Below are 17,460 nucleotides of genomic sequence, written 5' to 3' on the forward strand. Positions count from 1 at the left end.
CGGGACGTAAGGACTTGGCAAGCACGCGTGCGGCGGCGCCTACTCGATCCGCACGCTCACCGTCAGCCCGAGGGCGCGCGCAAGCCGCTCGACGGTCCCCAGCGCGGGGTTCGCGCGGCCGCGCTCCAGGCGGCTGATCGTCTCCTGCCTCACGCCGCTCGCCTCGGCCAGCTCGCGCTGCGTGAGCCCCGCGCGGGCGCGCTCCCGCGCGAGCTCGCGGCCCAGGAGCGCGGCTCCGGTGAAGCCCTCCGTCACCTCGCGGAGGTAGAAGTCGTCCTGGGGGCTGCGCCCGCCCGAAGAAGCGAGCAGCTCGCAGGCGTCGTAGCGGTCGAGCCCGTGGGCGCGCAGGACCTCCCCGATGTTGTGCCTGCTCGGCGGGGCCACGCGCTCCTCGACCCACTCCGTCGCCCAGCGCTCGGGCACCCTCCGCTCCCCCCGCTCGACGAAGGGCGAGAACTGGACCGGCACGTCGTTGGGCCCCGCCCAAGGCGCGACTTCCGCCGTGAAGGTTCCCGAGGCCTGGTCGCACGCGAGCGTCGCGCACGCGGGGAGCTCCGGCCGCAGCGCGTCAAGAATCTCGAACGTCCGCATAGCGCTCCCACCTCCTCCAGACGATCTCCCACACCTTCTCGAGGTGGTGCGGGGGCAGGGCCCGGTCGAGCCCGGACATGATAAGCTCGCGATCGCCCGCGACGAGGTCTCGCGCGAGAGGGACGCGGCCGACGAGCTCCAGGTTCTTCTCGAGCGAGCGCGACCCGACGAAGTTGGTGGTCGCGACGTCGGCGAGCGGTTCGAAGGAGCGGATGCACTCCTCGTCGCCGGCCAGGGGCGCGAGCAGGGAGAAGCCCGTGTCGAAGACCGGGGAGAGGCGCCGCGTCCCGTCGCGGGCAACGAGCACCTCGATGTTGGACGAGTGCCGGTCGCGGTTGGCCACGAGATAGTCGACGAGCATCGTGCGCCGGGCGTCGTCCTCCCACCCGAATCGCCGGCAGAGCTCGTACGGCGTCTCGCCGTCGTTGCGATAGAGCTCGAAGAAGGCGCCGAGCGCCAGCTTGCGCTCGCCCGGCAGCCGGAAGCTGCGCGACGTGTTGACCCACGTGACGTGCTCGACGCTGTCTATCACGACGCGGGCGTGAACCAGCCGGTACGCCGCGTGCTCGATGCCGAGAACCTCCATGAGCCGGCTCGCGACGAGCTCGTAGACGCACTCGTAGCCGTCCACCTCGAGCCCGTTGAAGCGCGAGAGCTTGTAGTAGAGCGCGCGGGAGCCCGTCCCGGTGCGCGCCTTGAGATAGGTCCCCGCGGTGCCCGACGAGGACGCCCTCTCGCTCCACGAGAGCGACGTGAGGTTCTGGACCCTCGTCACGAGATCGTGCCGCGCCATGCGCACCTCCCTCCTGCGTCAATATGAGATATATATCATATCGTTCGGAGAAAGCGGCAGTTGACGCTTGACGCTGGCGTCAGGTCATAGCGTTCAGTGTCAGCCGCACGCGGAGGACGAGCGGGAGCAGCGCCGACGCCGAAACGGAGCGATTTGCGAAAGCGGGGCCCTCTCGGAGGCGGTTTTCGCGAGACGCTCCGTCTCGGGGCAGGAGGACGATAAGGACGGGGGGCCGGGGACAGTGCGCGGACCCGGATGCAGCTCGCCTGGATGCGCCACTTCGCCATGCGCAGCATCGAGGCGACCTCGCCGCGGAGGCGCTCACCCTGCGGGTCGAGGGCCGCGCCGCCTCGAGTCGCATCACCGCCACCCGCGGCATCAGCCCTCCGTACGCCAAGCGCCCCCCGCCATGAGGCCACGCGCGTCGACCTTGGGAATCTCCGAGCCAAGAAACGCGCGCCTGTCATAGCTCAGGATCGCGTCGACCTGGTTGAGCTCGGCGCATGCGTGCACGACGGCATCCTCGTAGTCGGTCTCGTCAGATTCGAGCGCACGCCACACGACCTTCTCGCTCGTCGGGGCTATCGAGAACACGTCAACGACGTTTCTCAAGGCCTGCCTCGCCTCCGCCTCCGAGAACCCGCAATGGTGAACGAGCGTGTAGTACGTCTCGTTGAGCGACGAGGCGCACGCCAAGGCGTCATCGCCCCGCCCGATTACCCAGCGCAGGGCGTCATTGACCTCGTCGTGGCACGGCGACTCCACAAAGAGCCAGTAGACGAGCGCGCTCGCGTCAAAGAGCGTAGTCGCCATGGACTCGCTCGCCTCTCGTCCCGTCAATCAAGCTCTCGGCGGTCTCCCCCCTCGGCCACTCCTTGCCCGCGGAGAGAGCCGCATTGCTCCGGTTGGCACGCTCGAGACGCTCGAGTCGGTCGGAGGCGCGCTCGCGCCTGAAGTAGAGGACGACGACGTTCTCGCGCGGGGAGTCAAGCTCGACGGGCTCCGACGCGCTCACGCCAAGACGCTCCCTCAGCGGCTTTGGAATCGCAACGGACTCCGAGTTGCCCGACCTAGTAAGCGTTGAGGTGTACATGAGTCCTCCTGTCATGACGAGTCATTACTTTGAGAATATCCATGTGAGCGATGGTCAACGCAATTCGAGAGAGGTGACGGAGGAGCGGCATCGGCAGATTGACGCCGTCGCCCACATCAACGTCATGAGCGTCACGCAGCGGACGCTTGCCCGACTCATGGGGCCCGCGCGCCAACGTGCGGAGCAGAGCCAGATCGGACCGGCGACGGGCGAGTTCGACCAGCTCGTTAGGTCCATGCCCGGATCTGGCCGGATGTTCGTGGGGCAGTATTGACAAGGACGAGCGGGGGCCCAGCGTCGGAACCACGCCAGGGATCGGCCTCGACGCGTGGTCTGTGCGCGCATTTCACGCATGGGGCTGGCGGACCTCGCCGAGGGCGGCGCTCCGCATCCGCCGGGACGGGCGGCAGAGAAGAACGAGGGCCCGCGCCCCGGCCTGGTCGGCTGGGGCGCGGGCCCGGATGCGGCTCGCCTGTTGCGCGCGACGGCGGCTACTGCGCCATGCGCATCATCATCGCGGCGACCTCGCCGCGGGTGCAGCCCGCCTGCGGGTCGAGGGCGACGCCGCCCTTGCCGGTGAGCACGCCGTTGGCGACCGCCCACTCGACCGCGCCGGTGGCGTAGTCGGAGACCTTAGACGCGTCGCCGTAGCCGGAGAGGTCGACGTCGGCCTCGGGGGAGCCGGACAGGCGCCAGAGCACCGTGGCCGCCTCCTCGCGCGAGATCGTGCGCTCCGTGCCGAAGGTGTCGCCGTAGCCGGAGAAGATGCCCTCGGAGACGCACCACTCGAGCGCCGGGGCGTACCAGCCGTCGGACGCGACGTCCGTGAACGCGGACAGGTCGGCCTCCGCCCCCGGCCTGCCGGCCCGGTTCCAGAGCATCTGCGCCATCTCGGCGCGGGTGACGTCGGCCACCGGGCCGAGCGAGGTCCCACCCTCGCCGTAGCCGTTGAGGACGCCGTTCTCCACGGCCCAGTCGACGGCGTCGTGGTACCAGGCGCCCTGGTCCACGTCATTGAAGCCGTGGGTCGGGCAGAGCTCGCCGCCGTCGCAGCCGAAGGTCACGGTAACGGTCACCGCGGAGCCCGGCATCTCGAACACGAACTCGCCGTCCTTCTCGCCGGCCTTGACCTCGACGGCCTTGCCGTCGGCGTCGACGACGCTCACGGAGCGGACCTCCTGGCCCTCGTCGGGGGTCACGGTGACGGTCACGGTCTCGCCCTTCTTCGCGCGCTCCGGGCTCACCTTGACGGTGCCGCCGTCGGTCTCGGCGACGCTGACCTTCTCGCCGGACTGCGCGGGCGGGACGACCGGCGCCGTATCGCCCTCGACGACGACCTGCTGGCTCCCGCCGTCGGAGGTCCCGACGGAGACGGTGACGTCGGACTCGCCCTTGTTGGTGACACTCTGGGCGATCTTGTTAATGGCATCCTGCTCGGAGGCACCGTTGCCAATCGCGTTCTGAATCGCGCTCACCGTGCCCTTGTCCGCCCAGAGCTGGGTGACGCCGTCCGCGAAGGAGACGTCGTCGACCGTGACGGACGGGATGGTCGTCACGCCGCTGCCCATGCCGTACTCGATGTTGGCGTAGGCGCTCGCGGCCGGGTTGAGGTCGCAGCCGGTGATGGTCACGCCCGTGGCGCCGTTGACCTGGACCGCAGTCCAGCTGCCGCCGTTGACGGTGACGCCCTGGAGCTCGCCGCCCTCGTTGCAGTAGAACTGCACGCCGTGCTTGGCGTTGCCGTTGGTGTTGACGGTGAGGTTCTTGATGGTGACGTTGTTTGCGTCCTTGCCCGCGGTGACGAAGGCGCCACGCTCGAGGTTGACGCTCAGCGTGAGGGAGCGGCCGTTGCCGTCGAGCGTCACGCCCGCGGGCACGCTGACGGCGCCATCGACCGTAACGTCGGAGAGCAGCCTGACGGTGTCGCCCTCCGCGGCGCCGTCGAGCGCGGCCTGGAGGGTGTACGTGGCGCTGTCAGCCTGCCTGCCGACGACGATGGCGCCGTCCTCGGCCTCGACGGAAGCGAGCTGGTCCTGCACGTAGGCGCCGCTGTTGGCGGAGCTGAGCTGCGCGGCCTTCTTGGCGTAGTTGTTGACGTTCGACGGGTCTTCCGCGCTGTCATCAATGATCGCGATGTCGACCGCGTTGCCGGAGAACTTCTCCCCGGTGATCTCCATGTTCGAGTTGCCGCAGACGACCCACCCGCGCGTGCCGGTCACCGTGTTGCCCGAGATCGTTCCGGCACAGTCGTTGATGTATCCGGGCTGGCGGAGGTTCGTGAACGTGTTGCCGGTGATGCTGATGCCCGTTGCGCCGGCCACCCCCACGATGGCGCGGACGGTCTGTGTATCGTTGGCCGAGACGTTGAAGGAGCCGACGAACTCGCAGTTCGCGACCGACGTGCCGGCGTTCATCTGGACGATGTCAGTGTTGGCGCTCACGTCGTCGACCGTCACCTTGAGCCCCTCGAGCTTGGCGCCGTTGCTCAGGACGAACGAGCTCTTGCCGTTGCTCAGCGCCCTGAGCGTGACGCCCTCCGCCGCGGTGACGGTGATGTCGCCGTCGACGGAGATCGTGCTCTCGATGGGGACGCTCCGCTGGACGGTGACCGTCTGGGTGCCGTCCTTGGACTCGGCGACGTCAACGGCCTCCCGGATGGTGGAGAAGGACTCGTCGCCGACCGTCGCCACGACGAGCTTCGCGGGCTTCTGGTTCGCGTCGGTAGCGGTGACCGGCTTGCCGTCGCCGAGGTCCACCGTCGCCGCGTTGCTGTTGGCGGTGCCGCTCGTGTTCTCTGCGACGACGCCGCCCGACGCCGCGGGGCCGACCATGGCGAGGTCGGCGCTCGCGGAGGGGCTGACGGAGAAGGACGCCGCGCCGTACCTGGAGTCGACGTTCGCCGCGTACCAGGAGCTCGTGCCGGTGACGAGCGTGAGGGGGCCGTCGGCGGTGACGTTCGAGGCGTTGACCACGAGCGGGGCGCCGCCGTTCTGAGCGGCGCTGTGGTCGAGGGTCACGTTGCTGAGCGTGACATCGGAGCTCGTATACACGTTGAGCACGTGCTTGTTCGCGTTGGTCGCGACGAGGTTCACGTTCTCGAGGGTCACGCCGGTGGAGCTGAGCACCTGGACGAGGTGGCAGGCGTTCTGGTTGCCCGCGTTCCAGGCGAAGCCGGAGCCCGCCGTGATGGTGTGACCGTTGCCGTTGATCGTCACGTTCTTGAGGCCCGAGAGGTCGAGCATGTGGCTGAGCTTGATGTCAGCGGACAGGTTCCAGACGGCATTCTCTCGGTGCTCTGCCAGCGCGGTCTCGAAGTCATTCTCGTCATTGATCTCAAACGCATGCTCCTGGGCGGAGTCCGCCCCGGTGACGGCGTCGCCCGCCACCGTCGCGCCCTCGGTCGCCAGCGCCGCAACCGGCGCGGCGCCGAGCGCCAGCGTCAGGCCCAGGCCCGCAGCGGCCGCGACGCGCGCGACCCTTCCGTTCCCATTGTTCGGCATGTAACCGTTTCCCTTCTCGCGTCCCGGCGTCGGCCGGGGGGTCGAATGTGTCCGTGTGACGTTACGACATGCCCCCTCCCGCGTCAACGCTCGTCGGTCGTCGTTTGCTCATTTCAGGTACTTTTACCTGCGCTTTGTTTACTGGAAGCCAGCTGAAACGCATGCTTGGGGAACGCGCGTGGTTAAGGAATAATTGCACCCCCTCCGCCTTGGGGCGCGTGTGTTGATTTGGCGATGGCCGGCGCTCGGCCGGGCGGGCCCCGGAGCCGCAGGCGGCCCCGCCCCGACGGCCGCGGGGTTGACACTTGACCCTGACACTTTCCCCCGGCACCAATGTCATGTGACACTTTCCCCCGGCACCAATGTCAGAAGACACCTATGTCAGACACCTATAATGGGGGCGAACGTCACACGCCAAAGAACGGAGCGCACCTTGAGCGCAACCCTGAGCACCAGCCAGCGCGAGCCCCTCGTCAGCGTCCTGATGGTCAACTGCAACCATGCCGACACCATAGGCCAGGCGCTCGAGAGCGTCCTCGCCCAGACGGTCACGGACCTGCAGGTCATCGTCGTCGACGACGGCTCCACCGATGACTCGTGCCGCGTCGTCGAGGCGATCGCCGCGCGCGACCCGCGCGTGGAGCTCCACCGGCTCGAGCGCAACGTCCACATCTGCCGCGCCACCAACCTCGGCTTCTCCAAGGTCCGCGGGGAGTGGCTCGCGCGCATCGACTCCGACGACCTCTGGTACCCCACCCGCCTCGAGCGCCAGATGGCAGCCCTGCGCGAGCACCCGGGCATCGACGTCTGCTTCAGCTGGGCGGACTGGATCGACGAGCGCGGCGAGCTCATCAACGACCTCGCGGGCGACCTCATGTCCCTCACCGACGTCACCTTCTCCACGCAGCGCGAGTGGCTGCGGCGCTTCTACTACCACGGCAACTGCCTGCTCCACTCGTCGGTCCTCATGCGCTCCGCCGTCATGAGGGAGACGGGCGGCTTCGAGCTCACGTACCGCCAGCTCCACGACTTCGACTACTGGGTGCGCATCGCCAAGCGTCGCAACCTCCTCGTGGTGCCCGAGCGCCTCATCGCCATGCGCAGGTTCGTGGGCGCGCGGGACCAGGGCAGGAACGCGAGCGAGGAGAGCGAGGACAACGTCACCCGCACGTTCAACGAATACCTCGACATCCGGGCGCACCTCTTCGACGACCTCCCCGACCAGGTCTTCGTTGACGCCTTCGGCGAGGACTTCGTGCGGGGCGACTCTCGCACCCCCGACGAGCTCGCCTGCGAGAGGGCGCTTTTGCTCTGCCGCCCGCAGCTCGAGTGGGACGTGCCCGTCGCGCCGGCGGGGCTTCGCGCGCTCAAGGCCCTTCTCGCCCAGGAGCGCACGCGCCGGCTGCTCGAGGAGCGCTACGACTTCCCCGTCCAGCGCTTCTACGCGCTCACCACCGCCCACCTCTACAACGACCCGCTGCTCCGCACGCGCTTCTCCATGGAGAAGGACGCCCTCTACGCAGCCATCGACACGCTGAACGGCGAGATCGAGACCCTCCGCGGGCACGTCCGCGACCTCGAGGCGCTCGTGGGAGAGAAGGACGTCGAGCTCGCGGGCCTGCGCGGGCGCATCGGCGAGCTCGAGGGCTCCACGAGCTGGAGGCTCACGCGCCCGCTGCGCGCCCTCGGTTCGCTCGCGCGCGGCGGGCGGCGCGCCGACGCGGGGCGCGCGGCGGACGGCCACGGGACCGACGCCCCGGGCGCCGTCGCGACCGCCGTCGAAGCCGGGCACGCGCCGTCGGGGCCCCGCGTCTTTGCCCATGCGTTTCTCGCCGGCAACCTCGGCGACGACCTCTTCGTCCGCATGCTCTGCGCGCGCTACCCCGACGTCAGCTTTAGCGTGGTGGCCCCGGAGGGCTACGCGGGGCGCTTCGCCGACGTCGGCAACCTGACGGTGCACGACCCGTCCGACTTCAGCGACCTCGTGCGCTCCTCGGACGCGGTCGCGCACATCGGGGGGTGCTGCTTCGTCCAGCACGCGGATGACTTCTCGGACTTCCTCGCCGCCGACACCTTCCTCGCGGACAACGCGCGCCACCTGTTCTTCATCGGCGGGAACTTCGGCCCCTACTCCGATCCCGCCTACCTCGATGCGTACCGCGAGCTCTTCCGTCGCTACGACGGCGTCACCTTCCGCGACCGCTACTCCGCCGACCTCTTCGCCGGCTACCCCAACGTCGCCTACGCGCCGGACATCATCTTCGGCTACCCCGCGCGCCGCGCCGAGCGCCGCCGTAGGGTCGTCGTCTCCCCTATCTCCTTCGTCGGGCGCACCGGCAAGAACGGCATCGAGCAGTACGGCGGAGCGTACCACCGCCTCATGCTCGGCATGGTCCGCGCGCTCGCCGCGCGCGGCTACGAGGTGTCGCTCGTCTCGTTCTGCCAGGGCCAGGGCGACGAGGACGAGGTCGCGCGCATCCTCGAGGACCTCGAGCCCGAGTGGCGCGGGGCCGTGCGGACCGCATTCTACCGGACCGCGCCCGACGAGGTCGTCCGCGAGTTCGAGGGCGCGGAGTGCGTGGTGGCCACCCGCTTCCACGCGATGGTGCTCGGGTTCGCGCACGGCTGCCGCGTGATGCCGGTCGTCTACGACCAGAAGACGCGCAAGGTGCTCGACGACCTGGCGTTCGAGGGCGGCGTGGAGCTCGACGAGCTGGCCGACGCGGACCCGGAGCGCTGCGTCGACGCGCTGCTGCGGACCGACCCGATCGACGTGGCGCCGCTCGCGGAGGCCTCGACGGGGCACTTCCGCTTCCTCGACGCCCTGCTGGGGAGGTAGGCGCGCCGCCGCGACGTGGCGCGGCGGCGCGCGAGGTGCGGCGGCGTGCGGCGTGGCCGGCGTGGCCGGCGTGCGGCGTGCGGCGCGGCCGGCGTGGCGGCGTGCGGCGGCGTGGCAGCCGGCGTGGCAGCCGGCGTTCATGCCACAGAAATGCGGCGAGTGGGTACTCCCCTCTTTTCGTGCACCCCAGAGAGCCGATTTCGTCAGTTCGCCCCTGTGGTTGGGTATAACTTTTGATGTTCAGCATCCAGTGGGGGCAGCTCAGGAGCCCACAGAGCCCCAATTTGCCAAGATTACGGAACGATTGGGTGCCATCCGGGCCCCCGAAGAGGGGCCAACATCAAAGTTGATACCCAATCGCCCAAGGTTTCCGCCAGGGCAGAGGGATTCCCGTGCATTGTCGGCATAAGGGCCGCTCAGCCGGCGAGGGGTCGGGCGAGAAGAACGGTGCAGCCGGCGAGGGGCCGGGCGAGAAGGGCTGCGGGGCGCGGCCCGCAGCCGCGCGCAGCCGCGCCCCGCCGCCCCTCTCCCCGCCCTACGGCAGGTGGTAGTACGCGTTCCTCGGCTCGGTGCGCGCGATGTTGGGGCTCATGAACGGGTCGCCCTTCACGTAGTAGGCCGCCCAGCGGTAGTTCATGTACGCGAACTCGCGGTGGAAGCGGATCTTCTTCTCCACCGAGTCCTCGGCCCCGCGCGAGACGGACTCGTAGTGGTAGAGCTCGACCTCGGGCGTGTAGACGACCTGCAGGCCCTTCTCGCGCAGCTTGAGGCAGTAGTCCACGTCGTTGAAGGCGACCTGGAGCTCCTCGTTGAAGCCGCCCACCGCGTCGAAGGCCCTCCGGCTCGACATGAGGCACGCCGCCGTCACCGCGCTCAGGTCCTGCTGCGCGTCGGCGAGCGCGAAGTAGCCCCAGCTCCCGCGCGGGAGGTCCTTGTTGAGGTGGCCCGCGACGCCGCCGGTCACGCAGACGCCCGCGTGCTGGATCGTGTCGTCGGGGTAGTACAGCCGGACGCCGACCGCGCCCACGTCCTCGCGCGCGGCGATGCCGAGCATGACCTCGATCCAGTTGGGCGTGATGACCTCGGTGTCGTTGTTGAGCAGCAGCAGGTAGTCGCCGCGCGCCCGGTCGCGGCCGAAGTTCATGAGCTTGGAGAAGTTGAACTCCGCGCCCCAGCGCGCCACCCGCACGACGCCCGGGTGCGCGGCCTCGAGCTCGTCGTAGTAGGCGAAGGTCCCCGGCTCGACGCTGTTGTTCTCCACGATCACGATCTCGTAGTTCTCATACGTGCTGCGCGCCAGGATCGAGTCGACGCAGCGCGACAGCAGCTCGACGTGGTCCTTGTTGGGGATGATGATCGAGACGAGCGGCCGCTCGGCCGGGACGTCGTAGATCACGCGGTACGTGAACGGGCGGTCCGCCAGCGACACGCTCGCCGGGAGCCCCACGCGCGCGAGATGCTCGCGAACCGCGCGCAGGCCGGCCTCGGAGGCGTAGGACTTGGTCCCGGCGTTGCCCGCGGTCGAGGTGGGGCTGATGCGCCAGTGGTAGAGCACGCGCGGCACGTGGTGGACGTGGCGGGCGCGCTCTACGGCGCGCAGCGTGAGGTTGTGGTCCTGAGCGCCGTCGTACTCGCGCGTGTTGGGCTCGAGCGACTCGAGGAGGCTGCGCCGGATCGTGAGCATGTGGCACACGTAGTTGTTGTTGCGCAGCAGGTCGATCGAGAAGTCCGGCTTGAAGAACGGCTGGGCGAGCGTCCCGTCGGGCAGGAGCTTGTCCTCGTCGCAGTACATGACGTCGGTGTCGGGCCGGGCGTTCACGGCCGAGGCGTACTCGAACAGGATCGAGCGCTCGAGCACGTCGTCGTGGTCGAAGAAGCACACGAAGTCGCCCGTCGCGCGCGCGATGCCGGCGTTGGTGTTCTCGGAGATGCCGAGGTTCTTCTCGACGGTGACCACGGTGATGCGCTCGTCGGCGCGCGCCGACGCCTCGACGAGGGCGCAAAGCTCGGCGTTCTCGGGGCTGGCGTTCACGAGGACGAGCTGCCAGCCGGGGTAGGACTGCCGGCGCACGGAGTCGACCATCTCGGTGTAGAAGTCGGCCGGCGTGTTGAAGAGCGGCACCACGATGCTGAAGGTGGGGCGCTCCGCGAACGAGAAGGACGCCTGCTCGAGCAGGGCGCCCTCGGAGTCGCGGTGCGCCTCGAACCACTGCGGGTAGGCGGGGTCGACCTGGGCGTTGCGCATGACCTCGGACGTGGCCTCGACGAGGCTGCCGTACCAGCCCGAGAAGAGCACCTCGAAGCTGTCGAACTCGGGGTGGTTGCGGTCGCGCAGCACGAAGAGGTAGCTCTGGACCTGCTGGGGGAAGCGCGCCGACCACTGGACGACGCGGCTGTCCTCGTAGACCTCCGAGGTCCCGCCCGCGCGCGGGACCGAGGCGCCCGCGCGCGCGACCGAGCTGCCCATGACCACGTAGTCGAACGGCACCGGCTCGAGCGCCTGCGTGAAGCAGGTCACCTCGAGGTCGTTGTCGTCGCGCAGGGGCAGGGTGACGCTGCCGCGCAGGACGTTTGCCCCGGCACCGGTCACGCACTGGTGGAACTCGATGCGCGCGGCGCGCGAGGAGGCCTCCTTGTCGTAGTCGCGGATGTTGTCGCAGAGGGCGGGGCGCATGCGGTAGTTGAGGCGCGACTCCCACGTGGCGCGCGACGAGGAGACGGTTAGCTCGCCGGAGTCCGACCCCGCGCTGACACGGATCTTGTAGTGCGGCGTCTGGACGATGGGCACGCAGCAGACGAACTGCGTGACGCTCGCGTCGGCGTCGACGGGCTCGTACGGGCTGAGCGTGCAGGGGACGGCGCGGCCGTCGGCCACGGTCGCCGAGGCGACGAGGCGCGCGGCGTCGCCGAGCCGGGGGACGGAGCAGAGGACGAAGACCTTCTCGGACCCGCGGCAGATGCCCGCGATCTTGATGTGCATACGGATGGCCCTTTCACTGGCGGGCGGGCGAGAGGGACCTCGGCCCGCGGCTTGCCTCCCCAGTGTAGCGCACTCGCCCGACGCGACCGCCGGGCGGCCGCCGGGCCGCGGCGGGGGCGACAGGCACGCCCGGCGCGCGCCGTCGCTACGCCCCGGCCGGCCAGCGCAGGCAGTAGTAGCCCGACCACGGGTCGAAGTTGGGGCTCTGCGACGGGTCGCCGTCCGCGATCTGCGGGAAGAGCGCGAGCAGGCGCGCGCAGTCCGCGAGCTCGGCCTCGCACGGGGCGTCGGGCACGAGCGACCTCGGCGAGACGAGGCGCGCGGTCGCGTGCGGGAGGTAGACGCTCGCGAGGCCGGACGCGCGCCCGAGCAGCGTCGCCTCGGCGAGCGCGTGGTCGAGCGTCGAGAAGCCCCCCTCGAGCGGCAGGGCGGCGAGCTCGCGCGCGCTCACGAGGCAGCACTCGGCGTTCACGACCGCGGCGTCGTAGGGGCGCAGCGCGCGGCCCACGTAGCCGCCGTCGTCGTGCGGGAGGTAGCGCAGCAGGTGGCCGAGCGACCCGTCAGGCCGCGCGACCATGCCCGCGTAGTCGAGCAGGCCGTCGGCGCGCACCACGCGCGGGGAGGCGCAGAGCGTGCCGGGGCGCGAGGCGTAGCCCACCAGGGTCTCGAGCGCCGCCGCGTCAAGGTCGTGCGCGGGCGTCGTCAGGAGCACGAGGTCCGCACCCGCGTGCCGCGCGAGCGCGAGGAGGTCGGGCCGCTCGCCGACGGTGACGCGGCGGACCTCGGCGCCCCGCTCGGAGGAGTAGCGCGAGAGCGCGGCGCGCAGCGACGGCGCGAGCTCGCCCGCGCACGCGACCGCGATCGACGGCGCCCGGTCGCCCACCGCAAAGGTCGTGCGGTACGTGAAGTAGGCGTCGGCGCGCCGCGCGGCGCCCGAGCGCCCCGTGCGCGCGAGGTGCGCGTTGATGGCGACGGCGCCCGCGTCCTGCGCGTAGTCCTTGACCCCGGGGTCGAGCGCGGACGAGCCGGAGCAGATCCTCCAGTGGTAGAGCACGTGGGGCACGCGCACGACGCGCTCGCCCGTCTCGAAGACGCGCAGCGTCAGGTCGTAGTCCTGGGCGCCCTCCACGTCCCGCCCGGAGCGGCCCACCGACTCGAGCAGGTCGCGGCGCACGGTGAGCCAGTGCAGGACGTAGTCGTTGGAGAGCAGGAGGTCGGGGTTGGCGTCCGGCTTGATGAGCGGCAGCGAGGGCGCGCCCTCCTCGTCGACGTTGTCCTCGTCGCAGTAGAGCAGCCCGGGGCGCGCGCCGTCGGCGACCGCGCGCACGAGCTCCGCCAGGGCGTGCGGCTCGACCAGGTCGTCGTGGTCGAGGAAGCTCACGTAGTCGCCCGTCGCGTGCGCGATGCCGACGTTGGTGTTGCCCACGATGCCGAGGTTCTTCTCCACGTCCACCACGCGGACGCGCGGGTCGTCGCAGGCGTCGAGCACCGAGCGCATCCCCTCGTCGTCGGGGCTCGCGTTCACGAGCACGAGCTCCCAGCGCGGGTAGGTCTGCGCGAGCACGCTGGCGAGCATCTCGCGCAGGAGGCGCTCGGGCGTGCGGAAGGCGGGCGTGACGATGCTCATGAGCGGGCCGGGCTCGGGCACGGGGAGCCTGCGGCAGGCGGCGCGGTCGAGGTCGAGCCACGCGGGGTAGCGCGGGTCGACCGACGCGTTGGAGATGCGCTCCCCGTAGGCCCTGCGGAGCTCGCGACGGGTCGCCTGACCGGCAGCGATGCGCCGGGCCCCCGCGGCCACGACGAAGCGGCCGCACTCGTCGGGCACGCAGACGGAGTACTCGTCCACCGTCCAGAGCCGGCCCGGCTCGAGCTCGACGAAGTGCCGGGCGAGAAGGGCGGCGCGGGGCGCGCGCACCCCGCGGACGAGCCGCCCGCCGACGAGCGCTAGGCAGCGCACCGCCGGGGGTCGCGCGTCGCCGCGCTCGCACGAGAGGGCGACCCAGAGGTGCGAGACCGGGCCGTCGGCGAAGTCGCCCTCCGCGCTGCGCAGGCAGCACGGCATGCGCAGCGCGCGGCCGCGGCGCAGCTCGTCCGCGGCGAGCGGCTCGGCGTCGAAGTAGTCGCTGAGGCTGCGGTCCCCCATGTCGGGCAGGCTCCCCGTCCGGGCTCGCGGGCGCTACCGCGCGCGCAGGGAGTCGAGGCCGGGGTGCGCCTGGTCCTTGTCGGAGAGGACCAGCTTGGAGGGGTCGAAGGCGTCGTCGCCCTCGAGCGCCGGCCACGCGACGGCGATCTGGGGGTCATTCCACATGAGGCCGCCCTCGTCGCCGGGGTGGTAGGTGTCGTCGCACTTGTAGCAGAACTCGGCCTCGTCGGAGAGGACGAGGAAGCCGTGCGCGAAGCCGCGCGGGACGAAGAACTGGCGGCGGTTCTCGGCGGAGAGGGTGACGCCCTCCCACCTGCCCCAGGTGGGGCTGCCCGGGCGCAGGTCGACGGCGACGTCGAAGACGGTGCCGCGGACCACGCGCACGAGCTTGGCCTGCGGGTGGTTGATCTGGAAGTGCAGGCCGCGCAGGACGCCGCGCGTGCTGGAGGACTGGTTGTCCTGGACGAAGTCGGCGTCGATGCCGCCGGCCACGAAGTCGGGGCGCTTGTAGGTCTCCATGAAGTAGCCGCGACGGTCACCGTAGCTCTTGACGTCGACGATCTTGACGCCCTCGATCGAGGTGTCGGTGAAGGTGAAGTTGCCGGAAGTGATGGTGGCCATGCGCGTCCTCCCCGCGAGCTGGTTGCTTTGCTGGCTGCAAACGAGTCTATGATAGCGCGCCGTGACGGGGCGTGCGTGGGAGGCGGGGGCGCGCTATCATAGACCGAAACGGAGCGATTTGCGAAAACAGGTCCTTCTCGGCGCCGATTTTCGCAAGACGCTCCGTCTCGGCGCGGGGGCAAGAGTGAGAAGAACCTCGGCGCAGGGGCGCGAAGGCGAGAAGAACCTCGGCGCAGGCACCGTCGCGGCGCGCCCTACCGGACGCCCCGCTCCCCCGCCAGCCGCCAGATCGAGACGCCGCCCGCGCGTGACACGAGCTCGAGGCGAAGGCCCTCCCCGCCCATCACCTCGGGCAGATCCTGGGTGAGCGACACGTAGTAGTCGATGCCCAGGCGCTCCATGTCATCGAGGCCCAGGCGCACGGTAAAGGTGTCCTGCGGGTCCCACTCGTCGCGCACGAAGCTCGAGGGGCCCTCAACGGGCACCACGGTGATGTGCGCGTAGCGGTTGTAGGCGCGCTCGTCGGAGCCGTCGGGGTCGAGCAGGCGCCAGCGGTCGAGCGCGGGATAGGTGTTGACCGAGTTGACGCACGGTGCGCCCGCGGTGATGCAGAGCTGGCCGAGGAAGCTGTACTCCCCCGCCCAGAGCGCGCCCGGGTCGTCGGCGGCGAGCTGCGCCACGGCGGCGCGGGCGGGGCTGGCCAGCAGCGCGTCGGCGCCCCGCTGCACCGGGTTCACGCTCGCGCCCGAGACCAGCACCACGAGCGAAGCCGCGACGAGAGCCGCCCCCGCGTCGGCGCCCGCGGCGGCGAGCTGCGCCGAAGCCAAAAGCGTCGCCGCAAAGAGCCCGAGGAGCGCGGAGAAGAGCGGGGCGAGGCCCGCCGACCCGTGCGCGACCAGCGCGAGCGCGACGCCCGCGAGCGCGTCGGCGGCGAGCGCGGCGGCCCACGGCAGGGCCCGCGGCCAAGGCCTCCCGCAGCCGCGCACGGCGAGGTGCGCGCCGCCGGTCGCCGGGGCGACGTCCCACAGGGCCACCGACCTCACCATGAGCAGGAGGTCCGCCAGGCCCAGCACCTGCGCGACGCGCACGTTGAGACTGTGGGAGAGCAGCGTCGCCGCGGCCAGGGGCTCGGGAAGCCCCACGAGGCAGTACGCGGCAAGAAGGACCTCGACCGCGCCGAGGAGGACGGTGGGCGCATCGAGCGAGACGGCCCTTCTCGCCCTGCGGACCTGGCACAGCGCGGCGAAGACGAGCCCCAGGGGGAAGAGCGCGAACACGCCCGCCGACTCGCTGGCGTTGAGGGGCGCCTCCGAGGCCCGGAGCGCGTTGAAGGGCGAGGCCGCCTCGTAGAGAAAGTACTCGAGGCCCCCTCCGCCCAGGTCGCTGCGCTGCCCGGGGTAGACCGTCCCCGTCTCGAGCGCGATGACGTCCGTCACCGGGAGCAGGCACGCCGCGCCCAAGACGGCAACGACGAGAAGCATGCCGCACAGCGGCAGGGCGAGGCGGCGCAGGGCTACCTGTCGGCGCTCGGAGGGGCCGAGCTCGCGCAGGTACCCCACCGCGTCCCCCGCGCCGAGGGCGAGAAACATCCAGAAGAGCGGCACCTGCCACGCCGGGTAGACGACGAAGAGGTAGCCGAGCGCGAGCCACGCCATGAGGAGGGCGAGCCCCGCCCGGACGAGCGGGCGCCCCTCCCGCAGGCACCGGTGCAGGGCCAGCACGAGGGCCTGCCCGAAGATGAGGAGCTCGGCGATGCCGTTGATGGCGAACCACCACTGGACGAGCGGGCAGAACGCGAGCATGACGGCATAGGCGGCCGAGACGCAGCGCCTGTCGCGGGTGACGAGGCGCCCCAGCTCAAAGGACACCAGAAGCAGCGCGACCAGGCGCGCGCTCCAGAAGAACGCGAGCCCGCGCGCGCTTCCCAGGACGAGGTAGCCCCACAGGAACGGCCTGAAGAGGGTGGGAAGGGCCCAGCAGGGCTGCGCGTAGACCATCGTCACGTCCGTGGCGGTCCCGCGGATAAGCTCCGAGACGGCGGCGTAATCGGTGTGCTCCTGCGAGAACGCGAACGGCGTGAGCACCATGAACTCGTCGCCGCGAATCGAGCGGGAGAAGCCCAGGAGCGTGCCCTGGTCGGCATCGCCCCCGATGAGCGTGGACCACTGGGCTATGGACGACCCGCTGATCTCGAGCGCGGTGAGCGCGACGACGGCGAGCAGCCCGATGGGCACGCGCAGCCGAAAGAGCAGCCTGCGAAGCGGGGCGGCGCGGCGCGAGAAGAACGCGAGGAGCAGCGCGCACAGCGGAACCGTAACGACGGCTGCGACGAGGGGGTCCGCCGGGTCGAGCGCGGCGAGCACGTCTCCCCCGCCCCCGCGAACCTGTGCGGTGAGCCGGGCGAACATCACCGCCCAGAGCGCCGACAGGTACGAGGCGAGCGCGACGCACGCCGCGCGCGCGATTCGGGCGCCGCGGGATGGCGCGGGCCCGGCGCCGGGCTCCCGTGTCGCGCTGCCGGTCTCGCGAGCGCGACGCACGTCGTCGCCGACCCCACCATCACGCATGATCTCCGGCAACGCCGCCCCTCTCGCTGAATCGACTCTGAAGAGCAAGTATGCCACTGCGCCACGTGAGTCGCTCGCGGGGAGCGCAGGGGCGAGGCCGACGACCGAGAGCCAGGGCGACGCAGGCGGCCGGGGCGACGCCGGCGGCCGGGGCGACGCCGGCACCGAAACGGAGCGATTTGCAAAAACGGGGCCCTCTCGGGGGCGATTTTTGCAAGTCGCTCCGTTTCGGCGCGGGGAGGCGAGAAGGACCTCGAGCCGCGCCGACCGGTACACGAAGGGAGGGGCCCCTCGCGGGGCCCCTCCCGGCGGAACCTCCCCTGGGGGCGGAGA

At 70.7% G+C, this 17,460-nt stretch carries 11 protein-coding genes; 2 read left to right on the top strand and 9 right to left on the bottom strand.

Annotated elements, in window-relative coordinates:
* Positions 1 to 39: 39 nt before the first annotated feature.
* The 4 genes from BQ7106_RS11140 to BQ7106_RS03455 form a co-directional block, all read right to left on the bottom strand.
* Positions 40 to 591 (bottom strand): helix-turn-helix transcriptional regulator, encoded by a 552-nt coding sequence (locus tag BQ7106_RS11140; RefSeq protein WP_083526876.1) that lies wholly within the window; start codon positions 589 to 591, stop codon positions 40 to 42.
* Entirely contained in the window at positions 569 to 1,384 is an 816-nt protein-coding gene (locus tag BQ7106_RS03445; RefSeq protein ID WP_072371277.1) for a hypothetical protein, read from the bottom strand. Before BQ7106_RS03445 ends, BQ7106_RS11140 begins: the two co-directional genes overlap by 23 nt.
* A 378-nt stretch (positions 1,385 to 1,762) precedes the next feature.
* Complete coding sequence (locus BQ7106_RS03450) at positions 1,763 to 2,197, bottom strand: type II toxin-antitoxin system VapC family toxin (RefSeq protein WP_072371279.1); 435 nt, start codon at positions 2,195 to 2,197, stop codon at positions 1,763 to 1,765.
* Positions 2,178 to 2,477, bottom strand: a complete 300-nt coding sequence (locus BQ7106_RS03455; RefSeq protein WP_072371281.1) for an AbrB/MazE/SpoVT family DNA-binding domain-containing protein — start codon at positions 2,475 to 2,477, stop codon at positions 2,178 to 2,180. Before BQ7106_RS03455 ends, BQ7106_RS03450 begins: the two co-directional genes overlap by 20 nt.
* 73 nt (positions 2,478 to 2,550) lie before the next feature.
* Here BQ7106_RS03455 and BQ7106_RS10965 point away from each other — a divergent pair, with 73 nt between their 5' ends.
* A complete protein-coding gene (locus BQ7106_RS10965; RefSeq protein ID WP_072371283.1) occupies positions 2,551 to 2,751 on the top strand; it encodes a hypothetical protein in 201 nt (66 codons plus the stop codon).
* 217 nt (positions 2,752 to 2,968) lie between these two features.
* Here the strand turns inward: BQ7106_RS10965 and BQ7106_RS03465 are convergent, their stop codons facing one another.
* Positions 2,969 to 5,977 (bottom strand): S-layer homology domain-containing protein, encoded by a 3,009-nt coding sequence (locus tag BQ7106_RS03465; RefSeq protein WP_072371287.1) that lies wholly within the window; start codon positions 5,975 to 5,977, stop codon positions 2,969 to 2,971.
* Between the two features lie 433 nt (positions 5,978 to 6,410).
* Here BQ7106_RS03465 and BQ7106_RS03470 point away from each other — a divergent pair, with 433 nt between their 5' ends.
* Positions 6,411 to 8,816, top strand: coding sequence for a glycosyltransferase (locus tag BQ7106_RS03470; RefSeq protein WP_072371290.1), 2,406 nt, complete (start codon positions 6,411 to 6,413; stop codon positions 8,814 to 8,816).
* Positions 8,817 to 9,351: 535 nt separating this feature from the next.
* Here BQ7106_RS03470 and BQ7106_RS03475 read toward each other — a convergent pair.
* The 4 genes from BQ7106_RS03475 to BQ7106_RS03490 all read right to left on the bottom strand — a co-directional run bounded on the left by BQ7106_RS03475 (position 9,352) and on the right by BQ7106_RS03490 (position 17,139).
* Positions 9,352 to 11,796 carry a glycosyltransferase family 2 protein gene (locus BQ7106_RS03475; protein ID WP_072371292.1) on the bottom strand — a complete coding sequence of 815 codons (2,445 nt, stop codon included), beginning with the start codon at positions 11,794 to 11,796 and terminating at the stop codon, positions 9,352 to 9,354.
* Between the two features lie 145 nt (positions 11,797 to 11,941).
* Positions 11,942 to 13,939 carry a glycosyltransferase family 2 protein gene (locus BQ7106_RS03480; protein ID WP_072371294.1) on the bottom strand — a complete coding sequence of 666 codons (1,998 nt, stop codon included), beginning with the start codon at positions 13,937 to 13,939 and terminating at the stop codon, positions 11,942 to 11,944.
* Positions 13,940 to 13,972: 33 nt separating this feature from the next.
* Positions 13,973 to 14,560 carry a dTDP-4-dehydrorhamnose 3,5-epimerase gene (gene rfbC / locus BQ7106_RS03485; RefSeq protein ID WP_072371297.1) on the bottom strand — a complete coding sequence of 196 codons (588 nt, stop codon included), beginning with the start codon at positions 14,558 to 14,560 and terminating at the stop codon, positions 13,973 to 13,975.
* 254 nt (positions 14,561 to 14,814) lie between these two features.
* Entirely contained in the window at positions 14,815 to 17,139 is a 2,325-nt protein-coding gene (locus BQ7106_RS03490; RefSeq protein WP_072371300.1) for a DUF7657 domain-containing protein, read from the bottom strand.
* Positions 17,140 to 17,460 lie beyond the last annotated feature (321 nt).

It is taken from the genome of Thermophilibacter mediterraneus (assembly GCF_900119385.1).
Classification (GTDB): domain Bacteria; phylum Actinomycetota; class Coriobacteriia; order Coriobacteriales; family Atopobiaceae; genus Thermophilibacter; species Thermophilibacter mediterraneus.

Bases quoted from the DNA above. Each gene is read 5' to 3' on its own strand.
- BQ7106_RS03455 (WP_072371281.1), bottom strand. From the start codon at position 2,477: ATGTACACCTCAACGCTTACTAGGTCGGGCAACTCGGAGTCCGTTGCG.
- BQ7106_RS03475 (WP_072371292.1), bottom strand. From the start codon at position 11,796: ATGCACATCAAGATCGCGGGCATCTGCCGCGGGTCCGAGAAGGTCTTC.
- rfbC (WP_072371297.1), bottom strand. From the start codon at position 14,560: ATGGCCACCATCACTTCCGGCAACTTCACCTTCACCGACACCTCGATC.
- BQ7106_RS03450 (WP_072371279.1), bottom strand. From the start codon at position 2,197: ATGGCGACTACGCTCTTTGACGCGAGCGCGCTCGTCTACTGGCTCTTT.
- BQ7106_RS03465 (WP_072371287.1), bottom strand. From the start codon at position 5,977: ATGCCGAACAATGGGAACGGAAGGGTCGCGCGCGTCGCGGCCGCTGCG.
- BQ7106_RS03480 (WP_072371294.1), bottom strand. From the start codon at position 13,939: ATGGGGGACCGCAGCCTCAGCGACTACTTCGACGCCGAGCCGCTCGCC.
- BQ7106_RS11140 (WP_083526876.1), bottom strand. From the start codon at position 591: ATGCGGACGTTCGAGATTCTTGACGCGCTGCGGCCGGAGCTCCCCGCG.
- BQ7106_RS03445 (WP_072371277.1), bottom strand. From the start codon at position 1,384: ATGGCGCGGCACGATCTCGTGACGAGGGTCCAGAACCTCACGTCGCTC.